This window comes from Xylanibacter ruminicola Ga6B6 (genome assembly GCF_000687715.1).
GTDB classification, from domain to species: domain Bacteria; phylum Bacteroidota; class Bacteroidia; order Bacteroidales; family Bacteroidaceae; genus Prevotella; species Prevotella ruminicola_B.
The window spans coordinates 55715-77731 of record NZ_JHXD01000015.1; the positions used below are offsets into that span (position 1 = coordinate 55715).

Sequence of the window (22017 nt, forward strand, 5' to 3'; positions counted from 1 at the left end):
CAAATTATTACGATTATCCAAATAAATTTGTAACTTTGTGCCCATGAAACTGAGTATCATCATCCCTGTTTATCGCACAGAAGCCACGCTCCACAGATGTGTTGAGAGCGTGCTCAACCAGAATCTCGACGATTTTGAGGTGATACTCGTTGACGACGGATCGCCCGACAACAGTCCGCAGATATGCGACGACTGGGCAGCGAAAGATGCACATATCCGGGTTATCCACAAGCCGAACGGAGGCTTGAGCAATGCACGTAATGCAGGGTTGGATAAGGCCCAGGGTGATTATATCACCTTTGTAGATTCTGATGATTACATCGCAGCCAACACCTATGCCCCTTTACTTCAGTGTATGGAGGATGCCGACCTGTTGGAATACTCTATTGCCAACCGCCTGTCGCTCCCCGACTGCATTTATACAGATGCTCAGAAATACTGGCTCCAAGGTCAAGCCTATCGTCACACCTACGCTTGTAACAAAATCTATAAGAAATCGCTTTTCTGCAATATAAGATATCCTGAAGATAAGGTATTCGAGGATGTTTACACGCTCCCCCATCTGCTCGAGGCTGCAAAGACAATCAGAACCTGCAGCCAAGGATACTATCACTATTGTTATAATCCGCAGAGCATTACAGCAAATGCCAATGGCAAACAATTGGAGATGCTATTGGATGCACACTTGAATAGCGGAATGCCAATAGACGACAGCTACTACCTATACCTGCTGAATATCCAGATCGACGTATGGGAACGACTTGGAGGCGACATCAAACTACCTTTCAGGAACGTCCATCACCAAGCATTCAGAGGTACCCAAAAGCTAAAAGCGATAACTAACAATATTTTGGGAATAAAAATAATATGCATCATCAGCAAATTCCTACACCAGTTCAGGCAGCCCAGCCGTTGGTAACCTTCATTGTTACCTATTACAATCTGCCAGTTCAGATGTTGTGCGAGTGTGTCGACAGCATCTTGGCATTATCGTTGTCTGAAAGCGAACGTGAGATCATCATCATCGACGACGGCTCAGAAGTCAGTCCTATGAATGCACTGATGAAGTATGGCGACGATATCGTCTATATCCGCCAGCATCATCAAGGTGTAAGTGTGGCCCGTAACACAGCCCTGCATATGGCTAAAGGAGCGTTTATCCAGATTGTTGATGGCGACGATGTTCTGATAAAAGAGCCCTATGAGCAATGTTTGGATATTGCCAGGAGCCATCCCGACGCAGAAATCATCGTGTTCGACTTCAGCACCACTCCCACTATGGTCACTGTTTCCAAAGATGATGTCAAGCAGCTTTCGGGAGTCGCCTATCTTAGCAACCACAACATTCAAGGTTGCATCTGGTGTAAGCTTTTCCGACAATCGGTACGAAGTCAGTTAGAGTTTACGCCTGGCATCTGTTATGGCGAAGACGAGGAATTCACTCCCCAATTGATATTAAGGGCCGAGGTGGTTTATCTCACACCTTACAAGGCTTACTACTACCGCCAGCATAAGGATTCTGCCATCCAGCGACACGACGAGAGCAGCAAGGAAAAGCGTCTGAACGATAATCTTCAAGTAATACGTCATCTGCAGTTGCTGGCCGACCGCATGCCTTACAACGATCGTCTTGCCATGAATCGCCGTGTGGCCCAACTCACGATGGATTATATCTATAACGTCATCATGTTATACCATTCACCAAAGGTACTCAACACTACTGTCAATACCCTGCGCCAATACGGGCTCTTCCCCTTACCCAATCACGACTATACCACCAAATACACTTGGTTCCGCAGGATCACCAGCACCAGTATTGGGCGCACTTTGCTATTGCACACCCTGCCTTTAATCAATAAAGAACGATGAAGATACTACTGGTTGGCGAATATAGCAATGTTCACGCCACGCTGGCCGAAGCACTGCGGCAGTTGGGGCATCAGGTCACCGTTGTATCCAATGGCGACTTCTTCAAGGATTACCCGCGCGATATCGATGTGGCACGCAAACCTGGCAAACTCGGAGGCATTCAGTTGATGCTAAAACTCTACGCCCTGCTCCCCCAATTGCAAGGCTACGATGTGGTGCAGCTCATCAACCCGATGTTCTTCGAACTGAAGGCCGAACGCCTCTTCTGGTTCTACCGCTATCTGCGCAAGCACAACAAGCGCCTGTTCCTTGGTGCCTTTGGTATGGATTATTATTGGGTTCACACATGTACATTCGAAAAGCCGCTACGCTATAGTGACTTCAATATCGGCGACAAGGTGCGTACCGATGCCGAGGCCACTTACTATCAGCACGATTGGCTTGGCACAACCAAAGAGCGGCTCAACAAGATGATAGCCCAAGATTGCGACGGCATCATTGCCGGTCTCTACGAATATTGGGCCTGCTACCAGCCCCAGTTTGCCCATAAAACATGCTTTATCCCCTTCCCTATCCGCATGCCTGCGGAGAGTTGCACGGTCAGATGTGACACATCAAAAACCATCATCTTTATCGGCATTAATCGCCAGCGCTCTGCCTATAAGGGCACCGACATCATGCTTCAGGCAGCCATCGATGTCGCATCGAAGCATCCCGATAAGATGCAGTTGGTAAAGGTAGAATCGGTTCCATTTGCACAATATCAGAAACTGATGGAAGGCAGCGATGCCATACTCGACCAGCTCTATGCTTACACCCCATCCATGAACCCCTTATTGGCCATGTCGAAGGGCATTATCTGCATTGGTGGTGGTGAGCCCGAGAACTACGGGATTATCAACGAAAACGAGCTACGCCCCATCATCAACGTAGCACCAACTTACGATAGTGTTTTTCACGAGCTTGAACAATTGGTACTTAACCCCGATCGCATTCCCGAACTGAAACGCCAAAGCGTGGAATACGTACGTAAGCACCACGATTACCAGAAAGTAGCCCGCCAATACCTTGATTTCTGGACAAAATAAAAAAGCTCCACATTTCTGTGGAGCTCATTTTTTGTCTTCTGCTATTATCAAGCTTATGCCTCAGCAGGAGCCTCCTCAGTAGCGGGAGCCTCAGCAGCGGCAGCAGCAGCCTCAGCCTCAGCCTTAGCAGCAGCCTCAGCAGCCTTCTTGTCAGCTACCTTCTTAGCAATTGCCTCGTTAACAGCCTTCTCTGCCTTCAAAGCGTTAGCAGCAGCCTCCTTCTTAGCCTTAGCCTCAGCCTCAGCGATCTTGTTCAGACCGTTCTGCTTGTCAGCCTTCCAGGCGTCGAACTTCTTCTGTGCAGCAGCCTCATCGAAAGCGCCCTTCTTTACGCCACCACGCAGGTGCTTCATCAGGTAAACGCCCTCACGGCTCAGGATGTTACGTACAGTGTCAGTGGGCTGAGCACCAGTCTCTACCCAGTACAGTGCACGCTCGAAATTCAGGTCTACTGTGGCAGGATTGGTGTTAGGGTTGTAAGTACCAATCTTTTCAGTGAAACGACCATCACGTGGTGCACGAGCGTCGGCGATTACGATGCTGTAGAAAGCATAACCTTTGCGACCACCGCGCTGCAATCTGATTTTTGTTGCCATTTTTTAAATCTTTAATTTTTTGTTAATAATTTGAATTTCATGCTCTTAACTCGTAAAAGCGGGTGCAAAATTACAACTTTTCCGTCAATCCACAAAATATTTTCATCTTTTTTTGTATTTTTGCACTCTGAAATGAGTAAACAAGCACTATCGATATTAATTCCGACCTATAATACGGTGTGCGTTAAGTTAGTCGAAATCCTGTCGCAACAGGCTCAGGCACTTAACGTTAGCTACGAGATTATCGTGTCCGACGATGCCTCGCCTAATAGAGAATCCGTGGCAGCTAACCAGGCTATAAACAACCTGCCCCAGGCGCGTTTTATAGCTCGAGCCACCAATATCGGTAGTGCTGCCAATCGCAACTATTTAGCTTCCATCAGTCAGCATCCATGGTTGCTGTTCATCGATTGCGATGTGAGCATCCCTAATCCGCAGTTCCTATATACCTATTATATATATATGGAGCAACATACGGATGTTGTCAATGGGGGTATTGCTGTGGCTACTCTACCCGAGATGGCCAACAATCTGCGATACCAGTACGAAAAGGAGGCCGAGCCAGCACATAGTGCCGCGATGCGTCAGAAAAACAAGTATCAGGAGTTCCGATCGACCAACTTTATGATTCGTAGCGAAGTTTTTGCCAAATGCCCATTCGACGAGCGATTCACCAAGAGTGGCTACGAGGATGTGCTGTTTGGCAAACAACTCAAACAGCAGCACATAGCCGCGCTACATATCGATAACCCTATAGTGATGACCGAATTTGAATCGAATCCAGATTACATGGATAAAACCGAACGCAACTTGCGCACACTCTATCAGTTCCGCAACGAACTAAGAGGCTATTCGCGCCTGCTTACATTGGTTCAGGGCATCCATATCCCTGCCATTCTGTGGTTCATCCGCCTATGGCACCGTATGTTTGGAGCAACAGAAAAGCGGAACCTTTGTGGATCCCGCCCTCTACTCTCTCTTTATCAATTATACCGCTTGGGGTATTACCTAACTCTACTCAAGCACCGAGAAGGTTAATTTCTCGTAACCTTCAAAGTCGTCAAACTGAATCTGGAAGTTGGCATACTGGTAGTAGTTACCGCCAGTGTTATGCGTATCCTTCACTGAGTTGCTCTTGGCCAGTGTATTCAGAATCTGATTGTAAACCACCTTATCGTTGTTATCATCAGCAATCTGAATAGCCATAGATGTTACAATTCCACCTACTACCTTATAGGTATAATCACCAGCAGCATAAAGCTGGAACTCATCAGTCTCCAGGATAGTCTCCAATTCACCAACCTTCTCTACGAGTTCATCGTATGTCAAGTTAACATGTGTAATGGGCACGCGATTCTCGTCGAGCTTAATATAAGTGGTGTCACACTCACTGGTGACCTGAGCATCCTCTGCATAGCTTACGATCGGACCCATCATCAGGGCGATCAGTAAAATTGTTACTTTTTCTCTCATCTTCATATCAATCCATCTTTGTTTCATGGTGCAAAGGTAATAATTTAAAAGGTACCCTCCAAGCGTTTTTGGCTAAAAATTCATAAAATAACCGCCTGCTGGCTACTTTTTGACCGAAATCAAGCCGCAGGCGGTTACACTTTGCTCTTAAAACGCTTAAAATGCGCTCATTTTATTTTTTTACTGGACGGATAGCGAATGTAAAGTCATAATCCTGATACTCCATCATGTATTCTTTTCTAGGCCATGCACCCCATGAGTTTACGCATCCCAGTCCCATCTGGCGCTGCTGAATGTGCACCTGAGTCTGTGGGCGCTCAACCAGGTCGCCAGAGTGACGTCCAAACTTCTTATCCTTCACAGCACCATCGTCAAGATCCTCTGTCAAGAACTTCAGTGCGCTGGCCTCCATAGGTGCATTGCTGTAGAACTCCAAGCCGTTACCCTCAGCATTCACAACGCGGAACCAACGTACATCTGTGTGGTTACCAGCCTCCTGTGGACGGATGTATGGGAAATACTCTGCCGATACCTTATTCTCGTAAACACCTAAGAACTCGCTCGAATTACGATCGATATAGTTCTCAACAGGTCCACGACCATAGTAGCAGATAGCATCAAACTCCTTAGGCATCTGCAGCTGCACACCATAGCGGAACATAGGAGCCACCTTGGCATCCTTATCGGCAGCCAGTTGTTCTCGTACAATCACCTCACCATCAGCAGTCAGTGTGTAGGTCATGGTGAGTGTAGCCTTTACAGCAGGCATCTCAAATACCGATACCACGGTGTTGCCATCAACCTTGCACTCCTTCAGTTTCATCTCAGGGTTCTTCCAAACACCAAAGCGGTTCTGCAAACCAGCACCGTAGTCGTTATCAGTTGGTGCACGCCAGAACTCAGGCACAATGCTCTCACGATCCTCAAGCATAGCCTTACCATCTACATCCAGATAATCAATCCAACCACTCCACTTACCAATGGTCAGTGTAGTACCGGCAGCCTCCATCTTTACGTAGCTCTCAGCCTCTTCGGTCTGCACACTGGTTTTCTCGGCTTTCAGCTCAGGATACTGATACTGAGAGAGGGTAAACTGCTGGCGAGCCATTACCTGTCCCTTCTCTACCAGTGGCTGAGCCTCCTTGGCCTTAAACTGGAAGATTACAAAAATCTCCTGATCACCGTGGTGTCCTAATACACGCTCGATGGTCTTCTTCATAGCCTCATCGGTAATCACCTTACGCTGCTGTGGAGCAATGCCACTCACGTCAATCTTACCACCATGTCCGAAGCTCATACCCTCAGGACGGTTGCCATCGTGATGATGGGCACCAGCACCACCAACAAACCACTCCAGCTCCATATCGTCGAGTGTCTTGAAGAAGTTCTCGTTGTAAACCTCAAAGCGTCCTTCCTTCAGGTCCTTATCAGTAATCCAAGCATTCTGGTAGTAGTAGCGTACCTCGTAGGCATGTGGGTTCAGGCGACGGTCTGGTGCGATAATACCATTACAGTTAAAGTTGTAGTCGCTGGCAGGATAGCGTCCATAGTCGCCACCATAAGTAAAAATCTCCTTACCAGTAACCTTGCTCTTATCGCGCATACCCTGATCTACAAAGTCCCAGATGTAACCACCCTGATAGTGAGGCTCCTTGCGAATCAGGTCCCAGTACTCTTTAAAGCCACCCATCGAGTTACCCATAGCGTGGGCATATTCGCACTGAATCAATGGCTTCTCAACCTTACCACCAGTTACTTCGCCCTTCGAGTATTTCTCACACCAGTTGTAATCAGCATACATAGGGCAGTAGATATCTGTAGCACCTTCGATGCCTGCACGCTCATACTGGCAGGGACGGGTCTTATCGTAAGCCTTTACCCAAGCGTAAGCCTTCTCAAAGTTGGCACCATAGCCAGCCTCGTTACCCAAGCTCCAGACAATAATGCTGGGGTGGTTCTTATAGGTAATCATGTTACCCTCCTGACGCTCAATGTGAGCCTTCTCAAAATCAGGACGGATAGCCAGAGTCTTCTCATTGTAACCCATACCATGGCTCTCCAGATTGCTCTCAGCAGTCAGGTAGATACCATACTCATCGCACAGGTCATACCAACGTGGATCGTCGGGATAGTGACAGGTACGCACTGCATTGATGTTCAGCTGCTTCATAATCTTGATATCCTGAATCATGCGCTCCACGCTCACGATGTAGCCACCATCAGGATCCAGTTCGTGGCGGTCGGCACCCTTAATCAGGATAGCCTTGCCATTCACCAGCAGCTGTCCGCCCTTAATCTCAATATGGCGGAAACCTATCTTCTTCTTGATCACCTCAAGTGTCTTGTTGCCTTGCTTCAGATATATATATAAGGTGTACAGGTTAGGCGTCTCAGCCGTCCATGCCTTGGCATTAGCCACTGTAGCCTGCAAGCCCTCGGCCACCTGGTTGCCAGCAGCATCAAACAGCTTGGCCTCAACGGTAGCCTTACCAGCCAGTTTCACATCCACATTCAGCACGCCGTTACCCTGCACGTAGTCCTGTCCGATGGTAATATCCTTGATGTGTACCTTTGGTGTAGCATACAGATACACCTCGCGGGCGATACCTGTAAAGCGCCAGAAGTCCTGATCCTCCAGATAGCTACCGTCGCACCAGCGCATAATCTGCATCGCAATCAGGTTCTTACCAGGCTTCAGATACTTGGTGATGTTAAACTCGGCAGCCACCTTCGAATCCTCCGAGTAGCCCACGTACTTACCATTCACCCAAACAGCCAGGTTACTGGTAGCCGAACCTACATGGAAGTAAACCTCCTGACCCTTCCAGTTCTGTGGCAGGTCGAAGGTGCGGCGATACGAACCAGTATAGTTGTTGGTCTCGCCAATATATGGAGGCTCGTTCTTAAAGGTTGTGCACCAGGCATAGCCCATGTTCTTATAAATCTTGTCGCCATAGCCCTCAATCTCGAACAGGCCTGGCACAGGGAAATCCACCCATTTCGAATCGTCGTACTTCAGGGCATAGAATCCCTTAGGCGCATCCTGATGGTTCTTCACGAAGTTGAACTTCCACTTACCCTCCATCGAGAGGTAGCGATCGCTCTGTTTTTTGTCGCCCTTAGCCTTGGCCTCGTTCTCAAAGGCAAAGAAGTGTGCCCTACGCGGTTCGCGGTTCTGCTGGTTCACACTGGCATCTCTCCACACGGGTGTTTTCTGTGCACTCGCCATAGTGAATGCACCACACACACATAATAAAACTAGTTTTCTAATCATATCGGTCGTTTTTAGAAATGAATTTTTTGATAATCTGATTATAATGCTTTTGAAACTTTGTTAGTCAGTTCAATGAATTGGGGGATAGAGAGCTGTTCGGGACGACGAGTCATCATCTCATCCTCGAAGAAACCTGCTGGGGCAGGATGGTTGGCGTCGAAAATCTGACGCAGGGATACGCGAAGCATTTTGCGACGCTGGTTGAAGGTAGCTTTTACCACGCGACGGAACAACTGCTCGTCGCACCCCAGATCGGTAACCTCATTACGCGTCATGCGGATAACGGCACTCTGTACCTTGGGAGGGGGATTGAACACACCTGGCTCTACGGTAAAGAGATACTCCACATTGTACCAGGCCTGAATAAGTACCGACAGGATACCATATTGCTTGTTGCCTGGTTGCGAGGCCATACGCACAGCTACCTCATGCTGTATCATGCCTGTGCAACAGGGAATAAGATCCTTATTATCGAGCATCTTGAAGAAAATCTGCGATGAGATATCGTAAGGATAATTGCCTGTGAGCACAAACTGCTGCCCATCAAACACCTCACGAAGGTCCATACGCAAAAAGTCGCCACCAATGATATTATCATTGAGGCGTGGGAAATGTTCCTGCAGATAAGCCACACTCTCGCGGTCGATTTCAACCACCTTGAAGGGACGGGGCTTCTCTACCAGATACTGAGTCATCACACCCATGCCAGGACCAACTTCCAGTACAGGAATGTCGGGACAGGCATCAACGGTATCGGCAATACGTTTGGCGATATTCAAGTCGGTCAGAAAGTGCTGGCCGAGATTTTTCTTGGGTCTAACTTGTTTCATGCGGCAAAGGTACGAATAAACGAGTAAAAATCCAAATATAGCGCAAAAAAAATCGCAGATTCGAAAATCTGCGACTCCATTTTTCAATTTTTTGTTCAATTACTTATTGTTGTCTACATTAACAGCAACGGTTACTACCAGTGATACAGCTAATGCGAAGGCAGCCATGGTCATTAATAAAAAACTTGTCTCTAAAGTTACCATAATTAATTCCTTTCTCTAATCTTTTTATTTATTTGTTATCCTTAAAACTGGTGCAAAGATACGACTGTTATCGCGCACAGCCAAGAAAATAGTAGAAAAAAGGCAAAAAAGTGAGCTTTCTTTGACACGTATCAATTATTATTCGTACCTTTGTCGGCATGGAATTAAAAAACATCATCAGTAGCGTTGCTAAAGTGGTGCTGCCCTTTATACTTGGCGGCGCCATTTTGTGGTGGATGTATCGTGGTGAGGACTTCTCGACAATCAGTCATGTGCTGACTGAGGAAATGAATTGGACTTGGATGTTGCTATCCTTCCCTTTTGGAATCTTGGCACAGATGTTTCGTGGATGGCGATGGAAGCAGACATTGGAGCCGATGGGCGAGCACCCTCGTTCGTCAGTCTGCCATCATGCGGTATTCATCAGCTATGCAGCCAGTTTGATTATTCCACGTATCGGCGAGTTTTCGCGCTGCGCCTTACTCAAGCGCTACGACGGCATATCATTCTCAAAAGCCTTAGGCACGGTTGTTACAGAGCGTGCAGTAGATACGCTGATCGTAATGATATACTCGGGTATTATCCTGCTTGTAGAGATGAGCGTGTTTGGCACCTTCTTCCGCAAAACTGGCACATCGCTCGACAGAATATTAGGTAGTTTCTCGGTAATGGGATGGGTAGTAACAGCCATCTGCGCTGTGGCAGTACTGATATTGCTTCACCTGTTGCTGAAAAACTTCTCTATATATAATAAGGTAAAAATGACGTTAGGTGGCATCTGGGAAGGTGTGCTCTCGCTGAAGGGGGTACGCAACCTGCCACTCTATCTATTTTTCTCGATAGGCATCTGGGTGATGTATTTTCTGCATTACTACCTCACCTTCTTCTGCTTCGACTTTACCGAGAACTTAGGAATCGGCTGTGCGCTGGTATCGTTTGTGGTAGCCAACTTTGCCGTTATCGTGCCTACACCTAATGGTGCAGGTCCGTGGCATTTTGCCATCAAGACCATGCTGATACTCTATGGTGTGGCTGATGAGCAGGCCCTGTGGTTTGTACTGATTGTTCACACCGTACAGACGATGCTGGTGGTTGCATTAGGCATCTACGCCTGGGCCGCCTTACTGTTTACGAAACGTTTTAACCCAATTAAAAAATAAACTATGAGTGAGATTAAAAATCTGAACCCAGTGTGCATCTGGAAAAATTTCTATGCACTCACACAGGTTCCACGTCCTTCTGGACATTTGGAGAAAGTACAACAGTTTCTGCTTGATTTTGCCAAGCAGGCAGGTGTAGAGGCCTTTAAGGACCCCGCTGATAACATTGTGATGCGCAAACCCGCTTCGCCAGGTATGGAGAAGAAGAAGGGCGTGATTCTGCAGGCACACATGGACATGGTTCCACAGAAGACACCTGAAAGCACTCATAACTTTGAGACCGACCCCATTGAGCCATGGATTGACGGCGAGTGGGTAAAGGCCAAGGGTACTACCTTAGGTGCCGATAACGGCTTAGGCGTAGCTGCCATCATGGCTGTGATGGAGGATAAGACCTTGCAGCACGGACCTATCGAGGCACTGATTACTGCCGATGAGGAGACTGGTATGTTTGGCGCCAACGCCCTGCCCGCAGGCGAGCTGAATGGCGACATTCTGCTGAACCTCGACTCTGAGTGCTGGGGTAAGTTTGTAATTGGTAGTGCTGGTGGTATCGATGTAACTGCTACTCTGGATTATAAAGAGGTAGAGACCGAGGCCGACGACGCCGCTGTTAAGGTAACTGTAAAGGGTCTGCGTGGCGGACACTCAGGACTGGAGATTCACGAGGGTCGTGGTAATGCCAACAAGCTGTTGGTTCGCGTGGTTCGTGAGGCTATCGAGGAGTGCGAGGCCCGTCTGGCCAGCTGGCAGGGTGGCAACATGCGTAACGCTATCCCATTCAAAGCCGAGGCTGTGCTCACATTGCCAAAGGAGAATGTAGCTGCCCTGAAGGAGCTGGCTGCCGACTGGCAGGACGACTTCCAGGATGAGTACAAAGGCATTGAGAGTGGTATCGAGGTACTCTGCGAGGATGTAGAGACACCAAAGATGGAGGTTCCTGTTGAGATCCAGGATAACCTGATTAACGCCATCTATGGCTGTCACGACGGTGTGATCCGCATGATCCCCAGCTATCCTAACGTAGTAGAGACATCTAGTAACCTGGCCATCATCAACATTGGCGAGGGCAAGGCTTCGCTGAAGATTCTGGCTCGTTCAAGTCGTGAGGATATGAAGGACTATATTGTAAAGACTTTGGAGAGCTGCTTTAACATGGCAGGCATGAAGGTTGAGACAGCTGGCAGCTATGGTGGTTGGGACCCCAACCCCGAGAGCGAGATTCTGAACCTGCTCTGCAAGGAATACAAGGCCCTGTTTGGCCAGGATGGCATCATCCAGGTTGACCATGCCGGACTGGAGTGCTCAATCATCTTAGGCAAGTATCCACACCTGGATGTAGTAAGCTTCGGCCCCACCATGAAGTCGCCTCACACCACTACCGAGCGTGCCCTGATTGCAACCGTAGATCCATTCTGGACACTGCTGAAGCATACACTCGAAGTAATTCCTGAGAAGTAAAAGTTGAAAATTTGAAAATTTGAAATAAAAAATCGCGGATTTGCTTGGCAGGTCCGCGCTTTTTTTTTACCTTTGCACACGATAAATCAATTTAATAACAAACATTATGGACGATTACCCGGCGAATAGTAACAACTGTTAGGCTGGAGGGTGGCAGGCAAGACCGCTAATCCTCTTGCCGCTAAAGTATTGATTGTTAATTACCACTTGTCAAACGGATTAGCAAAATGAAGACATTCTGGAATACCCAAGGCGGACTGACCCAGATAAAGGACTGGCAGCCCAATTGCTGGATACAGGTGACATGCCCCACCGAAGACGACCAGCGCGAACTCGAAGAGAAGTTTAATATCCCCGACTACTTCATGTCGGACATCAGCGATACCGATGAGCGTGCACGCTATGAGTACGACGACGGATGGATGCTGATCATTCTGCGTATCCCTTACGTAAAAGAGATACGATCGCGCACGCCATACACCACTGTACCCTTGGGTATCATTCATAAACGTGATGTTACTATTACCGTTTGTTTTTACGAGACAAACGTGATGATTGATTTCGTGAGTTTCCAGCAGAAGCGTGGCGAAGGTTTTACCGACCACGTAGATATGATTTTCCGCCTGTTCCTTTCGAGTGCCGTATGGTACCTGAAGCGACTGAAGCAGATTTCGATGCTGGTAGATAAGGCTAAGCGCAACCTGGATAAAGAGGTGAACAACGAGAGTCTGATTGGCTTGAGCCGACTGCAAGACTCGCTCACCTACTTCCAGACCTCTATCCGTGGTAACGAGACCCTGCTGTCGAAACTGAAGTTCAAGCTGCAGATCGACGAGCTGGATGCCGACCTGATTGAAGACGTAACCATTGAGATGACGCAGGCCCGCGAAACCACCATGATTTACTCGAACATTCTCGAGTCGACAATGGACACTTATCAAAGTATTATCAATAACAACATGAACACCGTGATGCGTACACTTACTACGGTAACCATCCTGATGATGATACCTACGCTGGTGACGTCGATGTTCGGTATGAACCTAATCAACGGCATGGAATCCAAACCATGGGGATTCATCTTGGCAGTCATCATTTCTGTCGCCATTTCGGCTATTGCATGGGGTATTTTCCGTCATAAACGACTGGTTTAGGCCTCAAAAACGCAAAAAAACGCCAAAAAATTAGGTTAATTAAATAATAATGTTTAATTTTGACCCCAAATGTGATGATGCTAAGCATCATTTAGTAGTAATTTAATAGTTAAATGATGGACTCTCAAGAGAATACCCTCGAACTGGGTAAAAACGAAGAAGTAGTTAACGAAGAGGTTACCTCTCAAGTAGAAACAACTGAAAACTCGGAGCCAGCAACAGAGCAGGCCGAGGAGCAGACTCGTGTGGTTTACGAGACCAAAGCCGATGTGCTGCACCGTTTGCAGGACATTGCGCATGGCGAGGAAGTTCCACAGAAGGACGAAGTAGAGTATCTGAAGTCGTCGTTCTACAAGCTGCATGTAGCTGAGCGCGAGGCTAAGCTCAAAGCTTATCTCGATGCAGGTGGCGATCCTGAGCAGTACCAGTACACGCCCGACGAGCAGGAAGAGGCATTCAAGGCCGAGATGGGCATCATCAAGGAAAAGCGCGCCAAGATTTTCAAGGAGCAGGAGGCTGAAAAGCAGGAGAACCTGACCAAGAAACTGGCTATCATCGACCGCATTAAGGCCATGGTAACAACCCCCGACGAGGCTAACAAGAACTACAAGGAGTTCAAGGCCCTGCAGGAACAGTGGCGCGAAATTAAGAATGTGCCAGCTGATAAGGCCAACGAGTTGTGGCGCAACTATCAGCTGTACGTAGAGCAGTTCTACGATATGCTCCGCCTGAACAGCGAAGCACGCGAGTACGACTTTAAGAAGAACCTGGAGCTGAAGACCGCTCTCTGCGAGGCTGCTGAAAAGCTGGCCGACGAGGAGGATGTGATCAGCGCCTTCCACCAGTTACAGAAGCTGCACCAGGAGTATCGCGAGATTGGTCCTGTTGCCAAGGAGCAGCGCGAGGAAATCTGGAACCGTTTCAAGGCTGCATCAAGCGTTATCAACAAGCGCCACCAGCAGCACTTTGAGGGTGTTCGTGCCAAGGAGGAAGACAACCTGGCCCGTAAGACCGTACTTTGCGAGAAGGTAGAGGCCATTGCTGCCGAGGAGAACAAGGGCAGTGGCGATTGGGAGAAGCACACCAAGCAGATTATCGATATTCAGACTGAGTGGAAGACCATTGGTTTTGCACCTCAGAAGATGAACGTGAAGATATTTGAGCGTTTCCGTGCCGCTTGCGACGATTTCTTTGGTCGCAAGGCAGCTTACTTCAAGGGTTTGAAAGAAACCTTCAAGGAGAATGCCGAGAAGAAGCGCGCCCTGATTGAGAAGGCTAAGGAGCTGCAGTCATCAACCGAATGGAAATCTACCAGCGATAAGTTCATCGCTCTGCAGAAGGAGTGGAAGACCATTGGTATGGTACCTAAGAAGTTGGGCGACCAGCTGTGGGAGGAGTTCCTGGCAGCCTGCAACACCTTCTTCGAGGCCCGCAATGCCGCTGGTGCTGGTGCACGTGGCGAGGAGCGCGAGAACCTGGAGAAGAAGCTGGGTATCATCGAGCAGCTGAAGGCACTGGCTACAGAGACAGGCGAAGAGGTTGCCGATAAGGTACAGAAGCTGGTTGATGAGTACAACGCTGTAGGTCACGTACCTTATAAAGAGAAGGATAAGCTCTATAAGGAGTACCACGCAGTGCTCGACAAGCTGTATAAGGATTTGAACATCAGCGTAGCCAAGCGCAAGCTGAACAACTTTAAACAGAACCTGAAGAACGTAGCTGAGCGCGGCGAGAATGCCCTCGACAACGAGCGCACACGCCTGTTCCGCCAATACGAGAACCTGAAGTCGGAGATTCAGACCTACGAGAACAACCTCGGATTCCTGAATGCCAGCTCTAAGAAGGGTAACAGCCTGATTGACGAGATGAACCGCAAGGTACAGAAGTTGAAGGACGATATGAACCTGATTCGCGAGAAGATCAAGGCTATTGATGCAGAAAACAAACAATAATTGCGGATGATAACAGAACAAGATAAGAAATTTATGAGGGAAGCCATCCGCCTCGCCAACGAAAGCGTTGAGCGAGGCGGTGGTCCCTTTGGGGCTGTCATTGTAAAGGACGGCGAGATTATTGCTGGTAGCAGCAACAGTGTAACCATTGATAACGACCCTACAGCTCATGCTGAGGTTAATACCATCAGAAAGGCATGCTTTAAGCTGCGCACGTTCGATCTCTCGGGATGTACCATCTACACCTCGTGCGAACCCTGCCCTATGTGCTTAGGCGCCATCTATTGGGCTCGTATCAGCAAGATATTCTACGGCAACACCCGTAAGGATGCCCGCGACATTCAGTTTGCCGATGATTTCATCTACGAGGAGCTGGAACGCCCCATGGACAAACGTACAGTGCCCATAGTGCCACTGCTGCGCGACGAGGCGCTACACACCTTCCGTCTGTGGACTGAGAAGACTGATAAAACAGAGTATTAAAAACAAAAAAGAGACCTGCTAAGCAGATCTCTTTTTTTGTGGGTGCTGATGGATTCGAACCACCGAAGTCGAAAGACAGCAGATTTACAGTCTGCCCCATTTGGCCACTCTGGAAAACACCCATCGCTCAAATGCGGGTGCAAAGGTACTAAGATTTTTTGAGCTGTGCAAATTTTAGGGCAAGAAATTTTAGAAATAATGCATAATCGGCTAAAAAAAAGAAGAATGGAGAGCTTGCATGTGCAAACTCTCCATTGTTTTTGTTAGGCGAAAAGAAGTTTTTTACTTCTTCTCAGCAGGAGCCTCAGTAGCAGGAGCCTCAGCAGCGGGAGCCTCAGTAGCAGGAGCTGCAGGAGCAGCTGCGTCTTTCTGCTGACTGGCACCGAAACCAGGCAGGTTGTTAGGATTGGTAGCAGGAGCCTGATAGTTCTCCATCACAGAGGTGTCGCCACCAGCCTGAGGAGCTACATAAGCGCAGCAAACGCTAACGAGTACCATGAAACCAGCGAGGAACCAAGTGGCCTTCTCGATAAAGTCGGTAGTTTTACGAACACCACCAATCTGGTTATAACCTGAGAACTGAGAAGCCAGACCGCCTCCCTTTGACTCCTGGATGAGCACAATGCCGATCATGAGCAGTGCTGCAACCACAATGAGAATTACAAATAATGTGTACATTTTTTTATTTATTTTTTTTGTTACTATTTACTATTAATTTCTCTAAGAAACGTATTTGATCTGCAAAGTAAGCATTTTTTTTCGGAATTTGCAAACTTAATCGCTGAATTATTTCTAAAGCTTTCGAATATCTACCCTGTTTGATATAAATTCGTGCCAAAGTTTCGGTAAAGTACTCACTTTCAACCCCATTTTCGTCCTCAGATGGCTCTGGTTGGGGCTCAGGACGGTACTCAGGCACCTCGCGCAACTGGAAGCCACCTTTGTCATCATTTATGAACGAATCAATCAGGTCCTGACCAAACATTTTCGGCATCTCGCCAGGCATCTCCTGACCACCATCGGGCTCGATATCCATCAGGTAGGCCACATAGTCCACAGCAGCATCAGCAGGCGTAGGCTTGCGCTTGGGCTTCTGTGTATCAGTCTTAGCCTCCTCGGGGATACTATCCAGGAAGTTATCAATCAGCGAGATGGTACGATCTTCTGTAGGCTCAGCTGACTGCTGAACAGGTTTTGCTGCAGGTGCAGGCTTAGCCACAGGATGATACTCGTAATGGCGACCCTCGATCATCTGGAACAGCACGCGACGATCGGTGATATAGGCCGATGCGCGACGCAGCTCCTCGTCGAATGTAGGATCGTGCAGCAGATACAGATTCTGCAGCATCAACAGACGGGCCGTCTGGAAATAGGGATACAGAGCCAGCAGCGAACGTAGCTCGTAAAGCGTTTCGCGGTCCATCTGTTCAGGATGCTTAATGAGTTCTGTAATCTCCATTACGCTATTATCTTAACATTAAATTACCAGTTGGCTACGGTACGGTTGAAGATCTGGTCGCAGAGGTCCTTGACCATGAGCGTTACCAGTTCCTCCTGCACGGCGTTCAGACTCTGTGTAGTCTCGTAGCTCTGCGAGGCAGTAAACTGCTGCTCAAAATCTTCGTTGTGGTTCTTGTTATTCGTAAATCGTACGTTCACTGTCATGGTGAGCTCAGTCATAGCCGAATAGCCCTCGGCGCTCACGCTCTTGTTACGCTGTTCGTAGCGTATAATCTCACCCTCAATCTTCAGGTCGCCATTACGCTTAACCTGTTCCAAACGGGTGTGGTTAGCAAACTGATCCTTCAGCTGATTGTTGAACATCGGGCCCATAGGTCCCCACACATAGCTACTGCGGATGGGGAACTCGGCAATCGTGATGGTCTTGGTCTGCGAATAGTCGATGCTGGCACCGTTGAACTTATAGCTCACGGAGCAGCTTGTTACAACTGCGATAGCAGCAACAAACACGATTGTTTTTATCTTATTGATCCAAGCCATACTGTTTCAATCTGCGATAAAGGGTTCTATCACTAATACCCAGTTCCTGGGCGGCTTTCTTACGATTACCATGGTTGCGTTCCAAGGCCTTCTCCAGCATCTGCTTACCCATATCGTTCAGGTTCAGGCTCTCAAGCTCCTTCTCGGGCTCGATATACTCCTCGGCGATGGCATCCTCTACAGAAGCCACGGGTGCTGGATGCTGGGTGATAGGTGTTGGGAATGTGGTGGGTGGCATATGCTCAACCTGAGGTGTAACAGGCGATGCTGTCTGCACATCGTCGAGCTGCTTTTTCAGCGCACTCATCTCGCGACGCATATCGTTCACGTTACCACGAAGCTCGAACAGAATCTTATACAGTATCTCGCGTTCGTTCTCAAAGCTGTGATCGCCATTACCCTCGCGATGGATGGGGGCCAGCTGTGTGGTTTCGTGATCCTGCGGGATGAACTGACTGAGCACCTGGGCGGTAATGGTACGTTCGGGCGAGAGCACACTGATCTGTTCAGTGATATTCTTCAGCTGGCGAACGTTGCCTGGCCACTTATAGTGCAACAGCATCTGCTTGGCACCCTCGTCGAGTACCACGCGGTCCATCTTATATTTCTCGGCCATCTGCAAGGCAAACAAACGGAACAACAGGATGATATCCTCGCCACGCTCACGCAGAGGAGGCATCTGGATGGGTATCGAGTTGAGGCGATAGTAGAGGTCTTCGCGGAAGCGACCCTCGCTGATGGCCTGACGGATATTCACATTGGTAGCGGCCACAATACGCACATCGGTTTTACGAATCTCAGTGCCACCCACAGGGATATACTCACCTGTTTCGAGCACACGCAGCAATCGCGCCTGAGTGGCCAAAGGCAGTTCGCCCACCTCATCCAGGAAGAGCGTACCCTTGTTAGCCACGCCAAAGTAACCTGGCGAATCGTTGATGGCACCCGTGTACGAACCCTTTACGTGTCCAAAGAGTTCTGAGTCGATGGTACCCTCGGGGATAGAGCCACAGTTAATGGCGAAATACTTTTCGCGTCGACGTGGCGAGTTGTCGTGAATCACCCTTGGGATGATTTCCTTACCCACTCCACTCTCGCCTACGATAAGTACACTGAGGTCGGTGGGCGCAACCTGCAAGGCTACGTCGAGCACATGGTTCAATGCGTCGCAATTGCCAACGATATTGTACCGCTGTTTGATGTTTTGAAGTTCTGAAGTCTTCATTGAGCTGACAAAATTACATATTTTTTCTGAAACATCTGCAATTTTGGCAGATTTTTAACGCTTATTACTTATCTTTCTTATCCAACTTGATTAAAAGCAGACCTATAGCGGTCCATATCAGCTCGCGCAGGCGCACCAGCAGGGCTACGAAAATACCCGCATTAGCCGTCATGCTCAAGCCCTCGGTACTCATCAGGAATCCACCCTCGCGACCCCCCAACTGCAGGGGCATGAAAAACAGCATATTGGCAAACAGCGTGGTAAATGCGTAAATCAGGATACACTGCGGAATGGTAACCTGAGGCATAATCACCAGCAGGATAAAATAGATTTCGAACGTAGAGGCCACACGGCACAGCAACTCCAGCACCACAGCCAGCTTGAACGTACGTGGGTTCTGGTTGTGCAGGGCAGCTATCTGCTCGTCAACCTCGGCCAGTTTCTCGCGGTTGCGCTCAATAAAGGGTGCAGCCCACTTCTTAACCATGGGGAAATGACTCAGGATGGTCATACCCGTCATGGCGATACCACGCTTGTAGCCACGCAGGAAGAACCAGATGGCCGCCAGTGCCACTGCAGCGATGATGGGCAGCAGGATATAGGTAAGCGGTGTTATCTTCTGCGTGATAATATAAAGAGGTACGCTAAGCAGCCAGAACCAGAAGTGACTATAGATGTGCGTCATCACATACAGTATGACTGACGATGATGCACGCTGAGTGCCCACCTTGGGCGACAGCGACATGATGCGATAGGGCTCGCCACCCATCAGTCCACCTGGGGTAGCATAATTCAAGGCAAAGGCCGAAATAGTGATCTTATAGAGCCACCAGAAGCCCACCTTGCACTTGCGACACACGCCCATCTCGTTGCCGATGGTATTGATAATCAGATACCACGAGGCAGTATTCATCATATACAGGAATGCCCAGAGTACCAGCACACCAACGAACCAGTAGCCCGCATGCTGTATGCCCTCCCAAGCCTGACGGAAGTCGAGCTGCGAGGCCATGATAATCAGTACCATAAATCCGAACAGGAAAAATCCGTTCTGATATTTTTTATTCATTTGTCTAGTTTCTCGTGATTTTATTTAAAGATATCCTTGGCACGAGGCATCTGGAAACGTGCCTTGTCGCCATCCTCACGCTTCTCGTGATACAGCTTTGGCAGCGGATTAGCCAATGGCTCATCGTACTCGGCACGATGGCGGAACATATCTACAGCCGTATAGATGGCATGGCGCAACGAGGTGGCATCGGCAATACCCTTACCGGCTATCTCGAACTCAGGACCGTGAACGGCAGTAGTGTAGATGGCAGTCATACCAACCTTCAGCTTTACGCCATACTCGGTAGCCAGCGCATTAAATGGCAGTGTACCCTGATCGTCGTACATAGCCAGCACACCATCAAAGTGCTCGTACTGGTTGTTGGCAAAGAACTCCTCGGCAGCATAAGGACCAAAGGCCATCATGTTCTGCTTCTCCAGTTCGGCAATGGCAGGGGCAATCATCTGCTCCTCCTCGGCGCCTGGCTGTGGATTCAGTGCCAGCACGGCAATACGGGGATTGTTTACACGGAAGTCGCGCTTCAGACTCTTGAAGAAGATGGTACCCTTCTCAACGATTTTCTCAACGCTGATGCTCTGAGCCACCTCCTTGATAGGCAGATGGTTGGTAAGCAAGCCGATACGTACACGCTCGCTGAGCATGATGGTAAGCGGCTTTTCGTCGCGATTGGGGTTGGCATTTGGCACCACGGGGCCCAATACCAGCACATCAAACAGGTGCTTCTGCATATCCTCTTTTACGCGCTGCATCACAGCCTTGGCAGCCTTGTCCGACTCGTCGGTGGGCTGTCCGAACTCCACCTTCACCTCCTCGTCGTAGGCAGCCAGCAGGTTCACACGTCCGTCCTTAGCCTCGGCAGCGTCGTTAATAATGCTATACTGGGTTTCTATCTCCATAGCCTTACGATGAAAGGCTGCGGCTTTAGGCGAACCATAGATGATAGGTGTACACATATCCAGCATCATGGGGTCTTCGAAAGCACGAAGAATCACCTCATAACCAATGCCGTTGGTGTCGCCATGCGTGATGGCCACGCGAATTTTCTTATCCATTTTCTTGTTGTTTTTTGGCGGTTGATAACAGGCCGCAAGCGGCAAAAATATCTTGTCCACGACTGGCGCGTATGGTGGTAAACACGCCGTGGGCGGTGAGATAGTCGCGCAGGGCTTCCATGCGCTTCTCGTCGGCACCAGGCAAATCCACACCCGGTATCTCGTGGAATCGAATCAAGTTTACACGACAGTCCAATCCGCGCACCAGCTTCACAATCTCACGGGCATGCATGGTGGTGTCGTTCAGTCCGGCAAAGCAGATGTACTCGAACGAGCAACGGCGCTGGTGCGCAAAGTCGTACTGCTTCAGCAGGTCAACCACCTCGGTAATCGACATCTGCTTCTCGGCAGGCATCAGCATCTGGCGCTGTTCGGGCAGTGGCGAGTGCATCGATATAGCCACATGGCACTCGCTCTCGTCGAGGAATCGCTTCAGCTTGTTCTTCACACCCACACTCGATACGGTGATGCGGCGCGGACTCCAGGCATAGCCCCAATCGGCAGTCAGCACCTGGGTGGCCTGCAGGATAGCATCAAGGTTATCCATGGGCTCTCCCTGACCCATAAACACAATATTGGTCAGTGTGTCGCGCTCAGGCAGCGCATATATCTGGTTCAGGATATCAGCGGCTGTCAAACTGCCCTCAAAACCCTGCTTACCAGTCTGACAGAACAAGCAATTCATTTTACAACCCACCTGGCACGATACACACAGCGTGGCTCTGTCGCCGTCTGGTATATACACCGTTTCAACAAACTTGCCACTACGGGTTGGGAACAGATATTTGATGGTTCCATCCACCGAACGCTGACAGTCGATGGGCGCCATATAGCCCACCTCGTACTGTTCGGCCAGTTTTTCACGGTTTGCCTTCGACAGGTTGGTCATATCGGCAATGCTACCAACATGTTGCTGGTAGAGCCACTTGGCAATCTGTGCAGCCGTAAACTTGGGCATTCCCAATTCGGTTACCACCTGCTGCAATTCGCCAGGCTGCATGCCTAATAATACCTTCTTTTCGTCGTACATCTTTACTTTTTGGGTGCAAAGGTAGAAAAATTTCCCTAATTTATTTGGTTTTCTCGGAAAATATTACGAATTTTGCGCTTTATAAATCACTAA

The 22017-nt window shown here is 48.8% G+C and carries 20 protein-coding genes and 1 tRNA gene; 9 read left to right on the plus strand and 12 right to left on the minus strand.

Annotated elements, in window-relative coordinates:
• Positions 1-43 precede the first annotated feature (43 nt).
• From T500_RS0109920 to T500_RS0109930, 3 genes are read left to right on the plus strand one after another with little or no spacing between them, the layout of a single operon-like run.
• Positions 44-919 (plus strand): glycosyltransferase family 2 protein, encoded by an 876-nt coding sequence (locus T500_RS0109920; RefSeq protein ID WP_028907984.1) that lies wholly within the window; start codon positions 44-46, stop codon positions 917-919.
• Positions 868-1869, plus strand: coding sequence for a glycosyltransferase family 2 protein (locus T500_RS0109925; RefSeq protein ID WP_051612006.1), 1002 nt, complete (start codon positions 868-870; stop codon positions 1867-1869). The genes T500_RS0109920 and T500_RS0109925 overlap by 52 nt, the downstream gene beginning before the upstream one ends.
• Positions 1866-2957 (plus strand): glycosyl transferase, encoded by a 1092-nt coding sequence (locus tag T500_RS0109930; protein ID WP_028907986.1) that lies wholly within the window; start codon positions 1866-1868, stop codon positions 2955-2957. The genes T500_RS0109925 and T500_RS0109930 overlap by 4 nt, the downstream gene beginning before the upstream one ends.
• A gap of 53 nt (positions 2958-3010) precedes the next feature.
• On the opposite strand, the gene T500_RS0109935 is transcribed toward T500_RS0109930, so the two are convergent.
• Positions 3011-3553: a 30S ribosomal protein S16 gene (locus T500_RS0109935; RefSeq protein WP_028907987.1), complete on the minus strand. Its 543-nt coding sequence runs from the start codon at positions 3551-3553 to the stop codon at positions 3011-3013.
• Between the two features lie 132 nt (positions 3554-3685).
• Here T500_RS0109935 and T500_RS0109940 point away from each other — a divergent pair, with 132 nt between their 5' ends.
• Positions 3686-4591 (plus strand): glycosyltransferase family 2 protein, encoded by a 906-nt coding sequence (locus T500_RS0109940; protein WP_028907988.1) that lies wholly within the window; start codon positions 3686-3688, stop codon positions 4589-4591.
• Here T500_RS0109940 and T500_RS0109945 read toward each other — a convergent pair.
• The 3 genes from T500_RS0109945 to rsmA form a co-directional block, all read right to left on the minus strand.
• Positions 4568-5032, minus strand: a complete 465-nt coding sequence (locus T500_RS0109945) for a hypothetical protein (RefSeq protein ID WP_028907989.1) — start codon at positions 5030-5032, stop codon at positions 4568-4570. The genes T500_RS0109940 and T500_RS0109945 overlap by 24 nt on opposite strands.
• Positions 5033-5198: 166 nt before the next feature.
• Positions 5199-8297 (minus strand): glycoside hydrolase family 2 TIM barrel-domain containing protein, encoded by a 3099-nt coding sequence (locus T500_RS0109950; protein ID WP_028907990.1) that lies wholly within the window; start codon positions 8295-8297, stop codon positions 5199-5201.
• A 41-nt stretch (positions 8298-8338) separates the two neighbouring features.
• Complete coding sequence (rsmA, locus tag T500_RS0109955) at positions 8339-9130, minus strand: 16S rRNA (adenine(1518)-N(6)/adenine(1519)-N(6))-dimethyltransferase RsmA (protein ID WP_028907991.1); 792 nt, start codon at positions 9128-9130, stop codon at positions 8339-8341.
• 362 nt (positions 9131-9492) lie between these two features.
• Between rsmA and T500_RS0109960 the strand changes: the two genes are divergently transcribed.
• From T500_RS0109960 to T500_RS0109980, 5 genes are all read left to right on the plus strand, one after another.
• The gene (locus T500_RS0109960; protein ID WP_028907992.1) at positions 9493-10494 is read left to right on the plus strand and encodes a lysylphosphatidylglycerol synthase transmembrane domain-containing protein; all 1002 of its coding nucleotides are present in this window, start codon (positions 9493-9495) and stop codon (positions 10492-10494) included.
• A gap of 3 nt (positions 10495-10497) precedes the next feature.
• Positions 10498-11955: an aminoacyl-histidine dipeptidase gene (locus tag T500_RS0109965; RefSeq protein ID WP_028907993.1), complete on the plus strand. Its 1458-nt coding sequence runs from the start codon at positions 10498-10500 to the stop codon at positions 11953-11955.
• A gap of 227 nt (positions 11956-12182) precedes the next feature.
• Entirely contained in the window at positions 12183-13109 is a 927-nt protein-coding gene (locus tag T500_RS0109970) for a magnesium transporter CorA family protein (RefSeq protein ID WP_013064835.1), read from the plus strand.
• Positions 13110-13222: 113 nt separating this feature from the next.
• Positions 13223-15061 (plus strand): DUF349 domain-containing protein, encoded by a 1839-nt coding sequence (locus tag T500_RS0109975; RefSeq protein WP_028907994.1) that lies wholly within the window; start codon positions 13223-13225, stop codon positions 15059-15061.
• 6 nt (positions 15062-15067) lie between these two features.
• Positions 15068-15544, plus strand: coding sequence for a nucleoside deaminase (locus T500_RS0109980; protein ID WP_080694856.1), 477 nt, complete (start codon positions 15068-15070; stop codon positions 15542-15544).
• A 39-nt stretch (positions 15545-15583) separates the two neighbouring features.
• Here T500_RS0109980 and T500_RS0109985 read toward each other — a convergent pair.
• From T500_RS0109985 to rlmN, 8 genes are all read right to left on the minus strand, one after another.
• Positions 15584-15666: transfer RNA gene (locus T500_RS0109985), tRNA-Tyr, on the minus strand.
• Between the two features lie 160 nt (positions 15667-15826).
• Positions 15827-16222 (minus strand): preprotein translocase subunit SecG, encoded by a 396-nt coding sequence (gene secG, locus T500_RS0109990; protein WP_028907996.1) that lies wholly within the window; start codon positions 16220-16222, stop codon positions 15827-15829.
• Positions 16223-16226: 4 nt separating this feature from the next.
• Positions 16227-17003: a tetratricopeptide repeat protein gene (locus tag T500_RS0109995; RefSeq protein WP_028907997.1), complete on the minus strand. Its 777-nt coding sequence runs from the start codon at positions 17001-17003 to the stop codon at positions 16227-16229.
• A 23-nt stretch (positions 17004-17026) separates the two neighbouring features.
• Positions 17027-17545: an LptE family protein gene (gene lptE, locus T500_RS0110000; RefSeq protein ID WP_028907998.1), complete on the minus strand. Its 519-nt coding sequence runs from the start codon at positions 17543-17545 to the stop codon at positions 17027-17029.
• Positions 17529-18770 (minus strand): sigma-54 interaction domain-containing protein, encoded by a 1242-nt coding sequence (locus T500_RS0110005; protein WP_028907999.1) that lies wholly within the window; start codon positions 18768-18770, stop codon positions 17529-17531. Before T500_RS0110005 ends, lptE begins: the two co-directional genes overlap by 17 nt.
• Before the next feature lie 64 nt (positions 18771-18834).
• On the minus strand, positions 18835-19839 hold the full coding sequence (locus T500_RS0110010; protein ID WP_028908000.1) for a lysylphosphatidylglycerol synthase transmembrane domain-containing protein: 1005 nt from the start codon (positions 19837-19839) through the stop codon (positions 18835-18837).
• Positions 19840-19859: 20 nt separating this feature from the next.
• Positions 19860-20894: a PdxA family protein gene (locus T500_RS0110015; RefSeq protein ID WP_028908001.1), complete on the minus strand. Its 1035-nt coding sequence runs from the start codon at positions 20892-20894 to the stop codon at positions 19860-19862.
• Positions 20887-21924, minus strand: coding sequence for a 23S rRNA (adenine(2503)-C(2))-methyltransferase RlmN (gene rlmN / locus T500_RS0110020; RefSeq protein ID WP_028908002.1), 1038 nt, complete (start codon positions 21922-21924; stop codon positions 20887-20889). The genes T500_RS0110015 and rlmN overlap by 8 nt, the downstream gene beginning before the upstream one ends.
• Between the last annotated feature and the right edge of the window lie 93 nt (positions 21925-22017).